General features: G+C 65.7%; 12 protein-coding genes. 5 read left to right on the forward strand and 7 right to left on the reverse strand.

Annotated features, from left to right (window positions below):
• Positions 1-104: 104 nt before the first annotated feature.
• The 7 genes from pqqE to NMQ14_RS19455 all read right to left on the reverse strand — a co-directional run bounded on the left by pqqE (position 105) and on the right by NMQ14_RS19455 (position 5,104).
• A complete protein-coding gene (pqqE, locus tag NMQ14_RS19425; protein WP_257098484.1) occupies positions 105-1,262 on the reverse strand; it encodes a pyrroloquinoline quinone biosynthesis protein PqqE in 1,158 nt (385 codons plus the stop codon).
• Entirely contained in the window at positions 1,259-1,531 is a 273-nt protein-coding gene (pqqD, locus tag NMQ14_RS19430; protein ID WP_257098485.1) for a pyrroloquinoline quinone biosynthesis peptide chaperone PqqD, read from the reverse strand. The genes pqqE and pqqD overlap by 4 nt, the downstream gene beginning before the upstream one ends.
• A gap of 16 nt (positions 1,532-1,547) precedes the next feature.
• Positions 1,548-2,276 (reverse strand): pyrroloquinoline-quinone synthase PqqC, encoded by a 729-nt coding sequence (gene pqqC / locus NMQ14_RS19435; RefSeq protein ID WP_257098486.1) that lies wholly within the window; start codon positions 2,274-2,276, stop codon positions 1,548-1,550.
• On the reverse strand, positions 2,273-3,190 hold the full coding sequence (gene pqqB / locus NMQ14_RS19440) for a pyrroloquinoline quinone biosynthesis protein PqqB (protein ID WP_257098487.1): 918 nt from the start codon (positions 3,188-3,190) through the stop codon (positions 2,273-2,275). The genes pqqC and pqqB overlap by 4 nt, the downstream gene beginning before the upstream one ends.
• Positions 3,191-3,340: 150 nt before the next feature.
• Positions 3,341-3,415 (reverse strand): pyrroloquinoline quinone precursor peptide PqqA, encoded by a 75-nt coding sequence (gene pqqA / locus NMQ14_RS19445; protein WP_083224124.1) that lies wholly within the window; start codon positions 3,413-3,415, stop codon positions 3,341-3,343.
• A gap of 123 nt (positions 3,416-3,538) precedes the next feature.
• Positions 3,539-4,408, reverse strand: a complete 870-nt coding sequence (locus NMQ14_RS19450) for a hypothetical protein (RefSeq protein WP_257098488.1) — start codon at positions 4,406-4,408, stop codon at positions 3,539-3,541.
• A gap of 12 nt (positions 4,409-4,420) precedes the next feature.
• Entirely contained in the window at positions 4,421-5,104 is a 684-nt protein-coding gene (locus tag NMQ14_RS19455) for a DUF4197 domain-containing protein (protein WP_257079845.1), read from the reverse strand.
• Between the two features lie 72 nt (positions 5,105-5,176).
• Between NMQ14_RS19455 and NMQ14_RS19460 the strand changes: the two genes are divergently transcribed.
• The 5 genes from NMQ14_RS19460 to NMQ14_RS19480 form a co-directional block, all read left to right on the forward strand.
• Complete coding sequence (locus NMQ14_RS19460) at positions 5,177-5,665, forward strand: TlpA disulfide reductase family protein (RefSeq protein ID WP_257098489.1); 489 nt, start codon at positions 5,177-5,179, stop codon at positions 5,663-5,665.
• Positions 5,666-5,720: 55 nt separating this feature from the next.
• Positions 5,721-6,923 (forward strand): efflux RND transporter periplasmic adaptor subunit, encoded by a 1,203-nt coding sequence (locus tag NMQ14_RS19465; protein ID WP_257098490.1) that lies wholly within the window; start codon positions 5,721-5,723, stop codon positions 6,921-6,923.
• A gap of 64 nt (positions 6,924-6,987) precedes the next feature.
• Complete coding sequence (locus NMQ14_RS19470) at positions 6,988-8,211, forward strand: FtsX-like permease family protein (protein ID WP_257098491.1); 1,224 nt, start codon at positions 6,988-6,990, stop codon at positions 8,209-8,211.
• Complete coding sequence (locus NMQ14_RS19475; protein WP_257098492.1) at positions 8,208-8,930, forward strand: ABC transporter ATP-binding protein; 723 nt, start codon at positions 8,208-8,210, stop codon at positions 8,928-8,930. Before NMQ14_RS19470 ends, NMQ14_RS19475 begins: the two co-directional genes overlap by 4 nt.
• A gap of 50 nt (positions 8,931-8,980) precedes the next feature.
• Positions 8,981-10,486, forward strand: a 1,506-nt coding sequence (locus NMQ14_RS19480; protein ID WP_257098493.1) for a site-specific recombinase, incomplete at its 3' end; no start/stop codon positions are given.

Consider the following 10,486-nt stretch of genomic DNA (forward strand, 5'->3'; position numbering starts at 1 on the left):
TGGCGGCGCCCCCGCGCCGCCGGCTGGAATTGAAACGGCCCCCTGCACTGTCCGGCAGGGGGCCGTTTTTTTGCCTGTGCTTCAGCCGGTGTGTTCGGCCGACGTCAGAAGGGCCGGTCGAGCTGCAGCGATTCCTTCGGACCGCGGTAGATCAAGGGCTTGACCTGTGCCGCGTTGCCGGCGATCTGGGCACGGTCGACGACTTCGGTGATGCGGTTGTGCAGGGGCGACTTGTCGCACACCGGGTCGGCCGCGGCAGGGTCGTTGGCGATCATGTAGGCCTGACAGCGGCAGCCGCCGTAGTCGTTTTCCTTCTCCGGGCAGCTGGAACAGGGCTCTTTCATCCAGCCAGTGCCGCGGTAGCGGTTGAAGCCTTCGGATTCGTACCAGATTTCGCGGATGGACGAGGTGCGCACGTCCGGGAATTCCAGCCCGGGCAACATACGCGCGGTGTGGCAGGGCAGCGCCTTGCCGTCCGGCGTTATGGTCAGGAAGATGTTGCCCCAGCCATTCATGCACTTCTTCGGCCGCTTTTCGTAATAGTCGGGCACGACGAAAAACAGCTTCATCTTGGTGCCGTGCTTTTCGCGCCACTCGTTGGTGATGCGCTCGGCGCGTTCGAGCTGTTCGCGCGACGGCAGCAGCTGGTCGCGGTTCACCTGCGCCCAGCCGTAATACTGGGTATTGGCCAGTTCCACGTACTCGGCATCGATGTCGGACGCCAGTTGCAGGATGGCTTCGATGTGGTCGATGTTGTGGCGATGGATGGTGCAGTTCATGACCATCGGATAGCCGTGCGCCTTGATCATGTCGGCCGCACGGCGCTTCAGGTCGAAGGTGCGGGTGGACGACAGGAAGTCGTTCATTTCGCGCGTCGAGTCCTGGAACGACAGCTGGATGTGGTCCAGTCCGGCTTCCTTCAGCGCGCCGATGCGCTTTTCGTTCAGCCCGACGCCCGATGTCAGCAGGTTGGTGTAGTAGCCCAGGCGGTGCGCCTCGGCGACGATGACTTCGAGGTCGTCGCGCAGCATGGGTTCGCCACCCGAGAAGCCGCACTGCACCGAACCGAGCTCACGGGCTTCGCGCAGCACCTTGAACCACTGCTCGGTCGTCAGTTCGTCTTCGGTCTTGGCGAAATCGACCGGGTTGTAGCAATACACGCAGTGCAGCGGGCAGCGGTAGGTCAGTTCGGCCAGCAGCCACAGCGGCGGGCCGATCTTCGCGGTGTCCTGCACCGCCACGGCTTCGGATAGGTCGGTCATGTGAGGTCCACCCATTTCTGCTGCTCGGCCAGTTCGACGAAAGCGATCACGTCGGCTTCCAGCCCCTGCGCGTTGAAGGTCGCTTCCAGGTCGGCAATGATGGCGGCGACAGTGGCCGCACCATCGCAGCGCTTCAGGATTTCGCCGGCGCTCTGGTTCAGCTTCACCATGCCTTCCGGATACAGCAGCACATAGGCGTCTTGCGCCGGTTCCCACTGGATGCGGAAGTTGCGGCCCACCTTCGGCACGGTTGCAGTCGTGATTGCCATTGTTTCGCTCACCGGGTCAGGTGTTGACGCCATAGGCGTTGGCCATGGCGTCGTTCATCGTCCACAGCACATCGAGCTTGAACTGCAGGATGGTCAGCGCGCGTTCCTGCTCGGCGCGCGTCGTGAAGTGGTTCAGCGTGACCGCGAGGCCCTGTTCGACGTCGCGTCGCGCCTGCGACACGCGATTGCGGAAATACATCAGGCCGGACGATTCGATCCACGGATAGTGCTCGGGCCAGTTGGCGAGCCGCTCCTTGTGGATCTTGGGGGCGAACAGTTCGGTCAGCGACGAGCACACCGCCTCCTGCCACGGCCGCTGGCGGGCGAAGTTGATGTAGGCGTCGACAGCGAAACGCACGCCCGGCACCACATGGCGCAGATCGACGATTTCCTCGCGCGTCAGGCCGGTCGCTTCGCCCAGCTTGATCCAGGCTTCGATGCCGCCCTCGTCGCGCACCGTGGTGCCGTCCGGCGCGGTGATTTCGTAGCCGTCGTGATCGAGGATGCGCTGTATCCACTGGCGGCGGATTTCGCGGTCCGGGGTGTTAGACAGGATGGCGGCGTCCTTCACCGGGATCGCGATCTGGTAATAGAAGCGGTTCGCCACCCAGCCGCGGATCTGTTCCGGCGTCGCCTTGCCGGTGTTGAGCATGACGTTGAACGGGTGGTGGATGTGATACGCACCGCCCTTGTCGCGCAGTTGCGCCTCGAATTCCGCGTGGTTCCAGGGTTGTTGCGTGCTCATACGGTGATGTCCATTCCGTCGTAAGCCACCTCGATGCCGCGCGATTCCAGTTCGCGCCGCTGCGCGCTGTCCTCGTTCAGGATCGGGTTGGTGTTGTTGATGTGAATCAGTATCTTGCGCGTGGTCTTCGGCAGCTTGTCGAGCCACGCCATCATGCCGTTTTCGCCCGTCTGCGGCAGGTGACCCATGTCGCGTGCGTACTTCTTCGACGCGCCGAGCGCGATCATTTCGTCATCGGTCCAGAACGTGCCGTCGACCAGCACCACGTCGGCCGCCTGCATCGCCGCCCACACGTGCGGCTCGATGTCGACCAGACCCGGCGCGTAATAGATCTTGCGGCCGGTTTTCGTGTCTTCAATGGTCACGCCGATGTTGTCGCCCGGCACCGGCTTGTCGCGCCGCGGCGAATAGGGCGGCGCGTTGCTGCGCAGATGATGGGCATGGAAGCGCAGGTTCGGTACGTGCTTCATCTCGAACACGCTTTCGTCGATCGGCAACGCATTCCAGTTCACGCCGCAGTAGTGCCCGAGCAGGCGGAACAGCGGATTGCCCTGGGTGAGGTCTTCCTGCACCGGCGGCGTGCACCAGATTTCATGCGGCTGGCGGTGTTCGCGCAGCATGTACAGGCCGGTCGTGTGGTCGATCTGGCCGTCGATCAGCACGATGGCCTTGACCGCGGTGTCGCGCAGCGCGCGCGCCGGCTGAAGTTCGGGAAACTGCTGGAACTGGGTCAGGATGTCGGGCGACGCATTGAACAGCACCCAGTTCTCGTTGTCGCCGGTCACCGTGATCGACGACTGGGTGCGCGCCGTGGCGCGGATCGTGCCCTTGCGCAGGCCGTCGCAGTTGTGACAGTTGCAGTTCCACTGCGGGAAACCGCCGCCCGCGCCGGACCCCAGTACGTGCAGTCGCATGCCCCTCCTCCGGTATCCGTGTGCGGACACTCTGATTTAAATGCAACGCGCCCGTCCAGGGCGCGTCACGGTATTCGTCTCGCCGGCCGCCTCGCGCGGACCGGTGCTGCAGGGGACCCGGGAGCTACCACTCGCCGGGTCCTCGCCACCTTAGCGGTTGGCGATGTACATCGTGATTTCGAAGCCGAAACGCAGATCGGTAGCCTTGGGGGTTTGCCAGTTCATGTTTGTCTCCTGATGGTCGTTTGAAAAAACTGCGTTGTGTTGCAACGCCCTTGCAGTATCGACCGCACCCCGGCATCACGCCTCGCCAGCGGAATTAAGCTCGGCTCAGGAAATTCATGAAGGTCACCGCACGAGATCGACCTTCACCCACAGCCGGCGCTGCGACTGCGCGTCGCGCGTGCCGTAGCGGGTGATGCCGCGCTGGTCGATCTGTTCGCTGTAGCCGCTGCCGCCCAGCTCCATCCATTCGCCGAGCCGGCCACGCACCGTGCTGACCAGCCGCGCGGTGCGGATTTCGCCGTACTGCGTCTCCGACAGTGATTCCTTCTGCGGAGAAATGTCCAGCGTCACCTGGTCGCCATTGACGCGCGGCAGGGCGTAGAAGCCGCTGCCGATGTCGCGGTACTCGGTACCCTGCGAAATGGCGCCACCCCGCGGACCGGCGATGATCTGCGTGAATGGCACCGGAATCGAGCTGCCGACCTGGATGAATGCCGAGCCGCCCTCGACCACCTGCACCCGCTGCGACAGCCGGTCGGCCGAATTGCCGCGGGTCGACCAGACGCGCGTCGCGACCCGGCTGTCGCCGCTGCGGCCCTCGATGACTGCGCCCCCTTCACGGCTACCTTCGCCGCCGTCAGCCGCACCGACCGACACGCCGCCCGCGCGCACGTCGCCCGACACGGCGGCGCCCTCGCGCCGGATCGAGTCGTCGTTGTCGTGGCGCACCGAAATCATCAGGCTGCGCAGCGGCGTGTCGATCGCCTCGATCGCCTGCCTGACGGCCAGCCGCGTGGCGGCGTCGGCGCGGATGAAGATGCGGTTGTTGGCGCCCGACAGCGCGGCGTCTTCGCCGACCAGCGGCTGCAGCGCCGGCAGCACCTGATCGGTCGTCCGGTGCTTCAGTGGAATGATGTCGAGCTTCACCTGCGCCCACGACACGAGCGGCGCACACAGCGCCAGGCACAGCAGGAGGTGGATGAAACGCGACACCTGCGGCTGCCCTTACCGGCCGAGCGCGCCGAACACCTTCTTCGCCAGGCTGCCGGCAGCGCCGACCGGATTCTTGCGGATCGCCTTCTCTTCTTCGGCCACCATCTTGAACAGGCCGTCGAGCGCCTTTTCGGTCACGTAGTTGTCGAGATCGGCGTCTTCCTTGCTGATCACGCCATACTTCGCGCCCTTGGACGCGAATTTCTCGTAGCTCTTGGCCAGGCCCACCTTGTCCATCGCCTGCTGCACGATGGGCAGGAAACGTTCCTTCAGCTGGGCCGATGTCTTGCCCTTGAAATACTCGGTGCCGGAGGTTTCGCCGCCGGTCAGGATCTTTTTGGCGTCGTCGACACTCATGTCCTTGACCGCGCCGACCAGCAGTTGCTTGGCTTCGGGCACGGCAGCCTCGGCGGCACGGTTCATCGCGGTGATCAGTTCGTCGGCCTGCTTCTTCATGCCGAAGGTGCGCATCAGCTTTTCGGCCTGCTGCAGACCGTCCGGCAGCGGAATCTTCACCGCCTTGTTCTTCAGGAAGCCATCCTGCTTGCCCAGCATGTCGACCGCCTTGGCCGCACCCTGGGTCAGCGCCTCCTTGAGGCCGCCGCCGGCGTCCTTGTCGGTGAGGTCGGACAGCGACAAGGCCCACACCTGGGTACACATGACAAGACAGGCCACAAAACCGACAATCGCACGCATGATCGAAATCCTTCTGATTGAACGAACAAACTGATTAACCGGAACTCCTCAACGATTATGTCCCGCAAATGGATGTCACCGATAGTGCTGGCGGTGCTGCTCGGTCTGGTCTGGCTGCTGCGCGGCCAGGGCTTTCCGGATGCGGCGCCGGCCGTGCCTGTTGCGCTGCTCGACGGCGGTCGCGTCGACTTTTCGCAGCCGCAGGGTCAGGTCAGGCTGGTCAGCTTCTGGTCGACCTCGTGTGCGCCGTGCATCCGCGGCATGCCGGCGCTGGCCGACACGCACCACCGCTATCAGGCACGCGGCCTCGACGTGGTCGCCGTGGCCATGAGCTACGACGCGCCCAGCCACGTGCAGGCCTTCACCCGTCGCGAGGCGCTGCCGTTTCGCGTAGGCTTCGACCCGGTTGGCGACGTGGCGCGCGGTTTTGGTGGCGTCAATGCCACACCGACCACGTACCTGATCGACCGGCAGGGCCAGGTGGTCAGGAAAATCATCGGCATTCCCGACCATGCGGCGCTCGATGCGCTGATCGAAAACCTGCTCGACGCTCCGTCCTGAACCTCCGATCCTGAACCTCCGATCCTGAACCTCCGCCCCTGACGTCTTCTTCCCGATGAAATCCCGCTATCTGATCGCGCTGCTGCTGGCCGCTGCAGTGCTCGTTGCATGGCTGTTCTGGCCACGCGGCATCGCGGTGGATACCGCCGCCGTCACACGCGCGCCGCTGACCCAGAGCGTCGTGGCCACCGGCCGCATCGCCACGCCGGCGCGCATCGAACTGGGCACCCAGGTCACCGCCATCATCGACGCTGTCGCGGTGCGCGAAGGCGCACAGGTGAAGGCGGGCGACGCACTGGTGATGCTGCGCAGCGCCGACGCCGAAGCGGCGGTCGAACAGGCGCGCACCCAGATCCAGGAGTCGCAGGCGCGCCTGCGCCAGACCGACGCCGTCACGCTGCCGGTGGCCGAGCAGGCGGTGCGTCAAGCCGAAGCCAACCTTAAGGTGGCCGACGCCGAGTATCAGCGCGCGCAGACGCTGGTGGCGCAGCAGTTCTTCTCGCCGTCGAAACTCGACGAGGCCGCGCGCCAGCTCGACAACGCACGCGCCCAGCTGCGCACCGCGCAGGCACAGCGCGACGCCAGCCTGCCGCGTGGCGCCGAGCGGCAGGGCGCGCAGGCGCGGCTGGCCCAGTCGCAGGCCGCATTGGCGTCGGCCCAGGCGCGGCGCGACCTGCTCACGTTGCGGGCGCCGGTTGACGCGCTGGTCGTCGCGCGCGACGCCGAGCCGGGCGACGTAGCCCAGGCCGGGCGCGCGCTGCTGACGCTGGCGCAATCCGGCGAAACCCGCATCTATGCCACGCTGGACGAAAAGAACCTGCGCCATCTGCGGCTCGACGCGCGCGCGCAGGCGGTGGCGGACGCCTTCCCCGGCCAGGCCTTCGAAGCCGTTGTCTATTACATCGCGCCGGCCATCGATGCCCAGCGCGGCACGGTCGAAGTACGCCTGCGCGTGCCCGAACCACCGGCCTTCCTGAAGCCGGACATGACAGTGTCGGTCGAGGTGGTGATCGGTCGCAGCGAGTCGGCGCTGTCGCTGCCGCTCGAAGCGGTGCGCGACGTCGAAACGCCCGAACCCTGGGTGCTGCTGGCGCGCGCGAACGAGGCGGTGAAAGTGCCGGTGAAGACCGGCCTGCGCGGCGTCGGCCGCATCGAAATCACCGAAGGCGTGACCGAAGGCGACGTCGCCATCCTGCCCGCCGGCGGCGCCCTCGACGGCGACCGCATCAGGGTCAAACAGAGGAAAGTTTCAAGATGAAAGATTCAAGTCAAACCGGCCCGGTTTTCACTTGCCGCTTTCATCCTGCATCTTGCATCTGACAATGGCGAGACCGAGACTTCCGTTCGAATTTCTCGTTGCGCTGCGCTTCCTGCGCGAGGGGCGCATGCAGACTGCACTCATCCTGCTCGGCGTGACCGGCGGTGTGGCGGTCATCGTGTTCCTGTCTCAGCTGATCGCCCAGCTGCAATCCACCATCATCGACCGCGTGCTGGGCAGCCAGGCACACGTGGTCGTGCGGCCGCTCGAAGAGATGAATCTGCGCGCCCGCACCGATCCCGCAAGCACTGCGGTGATCGAGCCGCGTGCGCAGCGGCTGCGTTCGATCGACCAGTGGGAAGCCATCGTGAAACTGGCCGAGGAGCAGCCCGGCGTGGTGGCTGTATCACCTGTCGTCAGCGGCCCGGCGTTCGCGCTGCGCGGGCGCGCCAGCAAGTCGGTCGCACTGCTTGGCGTCGAACCCGACCGCTACCGGCGCATCGTCAAGATGGACACCTATATGGTGCGTGGCAAGTTCCAGGTCGAGGGCACGAATGCCATCATCGGCACCGAACTGGCAAAGGACCTCGGCGTGACGGTCGGCGACAAGGTGTTCCTGCGCGCCGCCGGCGGGCGCGATGAACTGCTGCAGGTGACCGGCCTGTTCGACATCGGCAACAAGGACCTGAACCGGCGCTGGGTGTTCACGACGATGAAGCTCGCGCAGTCGCTGCTTGATCTGCCGGGCGGCGTCTCCAACATCGACATCACGGTGACCGACATCTTTGATGCCAGCGAGGTGGCGGCGCGGCTGCAGGCGGGCAGCGGCATGACGGTGGACAGCTGGATGACGACCAATTCGCAGCTGCTGGCGGCACTGCGCAACCAGTCAGTGTCGAACAACCTGATCCGCAGCTTCGTCATCATCATCGTCGCGCTCGGCATTTCCAGCGTGCTGGTGGTGAGCGTGGTGCAGAAGCAGAAGGAGATCGGCATCCTGCGCGCCATGGGCACCAGCTCGAACCGCATCATGGGCGTGTTCCTGCTGCAGGGTGCGCTGGTCGGGTTCGTCGGTGCGCTGTCGGGCGTCGGACTGGCCTGGGCACTGCTGCAGATCTTCTCGACCATCTACCGCACCGGTGACGGCGCGCCCATCTTCGAGCCTCAGCTCGACACCGGCATCGCGCTGTCAGCGGCCGGCATCGCGCTGGCGGTCGGTGTGCTGGCGGCGCTGATTCCGGCGCGCCGCGCCGCCAAGATGGACCCTGTGCAGGCGATCCGTGCATGACAGATGCAGCCGGCAAACCCGCCATCATTTCGATGCGCGGCCTGCGCAAGTCCTACGGCATCGGCACGCCGGTGGAAACCGAGGTGCTGCACGGCATCGACGCCGATCTTGCGGAGGGCGAATTCTGTGCGCTGATCGGCCCCAGCGGCTCAGGCAAAAGCACACTGCTGAACCTGATCGGCCTGCTGGAGCCGCCCACTGCCGGCGAACTTTCGGTCGCCGGACAGTCGACAACCGGGTTGAACGAACAGGCGCTGACCGTGTTGCGCGGCCGTCATATCGGCTTCGTATTCCAGTTCCATCATCTGCTGCCGGCCTTCACGGCGCTGGAGAACGTCATGATGCCGGCCATCATCGCGCACGGCGTGGCGACCGCTCAGGACGAGGCCGTGGCACATGACCTTCTCGCGCGGGTCGGTCTGACCAGCCACGAATACAAGAAGGCCGGTCAGCTGTCGGGCGGTCAGCAGCAGCGGGTGGCGATCGCCCGCGCGCTGTCGCTGTCACCGCGCCTGATCCTTGCCGACGAGCCGACCGGCAATCTCGACACGCACACCGCGGATGATATCTTCGCGCTGTTGCGTGAATTCAATCGCGAGCGGGGCAGCGCCTGCCTCATCGTGACGCACGACCCGCGACTGGCCGCCCGCTGCGACCGTCGCATCGAACTGGTCGATGGCCGCCTCGCGGCTTCGACGTCTGTTGCCGAACCAGCCTGACCCCGCGCAGCGGGGTTGTTTCGATCCGACTGTTTCCGCATGGATTTCGCATGACCTCTGCCAACAACGCATACACGTCGGCCCTGCAGGCCCTGCTTGAGGACGCTGCGCGCCGCGCGGACGACAGCAGTGGCGACCGGCTGACCAGCCTGGTCGCGTTGATCCGCCCGCACGGCCGCGAAGGCGTGGCGGCGGCCGAATCGCGTTTTCACGGCCTGCTGCGCCTGCTTGCCAGCCGCCCGGACCTCGCCGCAGCACTGTCGCACTACCTGAAGACGGTGCTGGTGTCGCGCATGCACCGCACGCTGTATTCCGAATCCGGCGTGCTGGCCAATCAGGGCTTCTTCAGCGGCCTCATCAGCCGTGTGCTCGGCCGCATGCTGCCGCCGGCGATCAATGACGACTTCCTGCGCGACCTGTTCAGCGAAGTGTTCGACGGCCCCGACGACGGCGAATGGATGGTGGCCATTCCGCGCGAAGACTGGGAGACGCTGTTCGAGCGACTGGAGCTCGACGGCGAGGCCTTTGCAGCAGCGCGCCGGCAGTGCCGGCACGAACTGTTTGAAGCCATGCGCATGGCGTCGCACCGGCTGGCCGCACTGGGCATGGAACCGGCGCTGCTGCGCTACATGCCGGCGCTGGCGCGGCACGAATCGCCCTTCCTCGCGCAGAGCGACGAGGTGCGCGAACTGATCCGGCTGCACGCGGGCAGCGAAACGCTGCAACCCCACGACGGCCACTTCGAGGTGCTGCTGGAACAGTGCAGCAGCTATGTCGACACGATCAGGCGGCGCTCGCGCGAAGCCGGTGTAGGCGTGAATCTGGTGTTCCTGCTCGCGCGCATCGAACAGATCGCCGACCGACTGCGCCTGCTGCGCACGCTGGCGCTGCCCGATGCGGCCGACGACCCGTCCACCTTGCGTGCCCGGGCGATCGACTTCTTCCTGCGCCTGGTGCAGCAGGAAAACAGGCGCCACAGCCTGCGCGACCTGTTCGCCGGCACGACCCAGTTGCTGGCACGCCGGGTGACCGAGCAGGCCAGCCGTTCGGGTGAGCACTATGTGACCGGCACGCGCAGCGAGTTCATCGCCATGTTCCGCGCCGCAGCCGGCGCCGGCGTGATCATCGGTGTCATGGCGCTGATAAAGATCCTGATTTCAAAACTCGGTCTGCCGCCGGTGTGGGAAGCGGTCGCCTACAGCCTCGACTACGGTCTGGGCTTCGTGCTGATCCATATCCTGCACCTGACCATCGCCACCAAACAGCCGGCGATGACGGCTGCCACGCTGGCCGCCGCGCTCGATGGCAAGCAGAGCCGGGACGCGCGCCTGGGCGTGCTGGTCGAACTGGCGGCACAGGTCAGCCGCACGCAGTGGATATCGATCGCCGGCAACGTCAGCATCGGCTTCATCATGGCGCTGTCCATCGCCATGACGGCCGGCCAGTTCATCGACTGGCATCCGGTCGCCCCGGTCAAGGGCGCCCACCTGCTGCACGACCTGCATCCCTGGCAGAGCCTCGCCATCCTGCATGCGGCGATCGCCGGTGTATTCCTG

The sequence above is a fragment of the Methyloversatilis sp. XJ19-13 genome (assembly GCF_024580155.1).
Lineage (GTDB): Bacteria > Pseudomonadota > Gammaproteobacteria > Burkholderiales > Rhodocyclaceae > Methyloversatilis.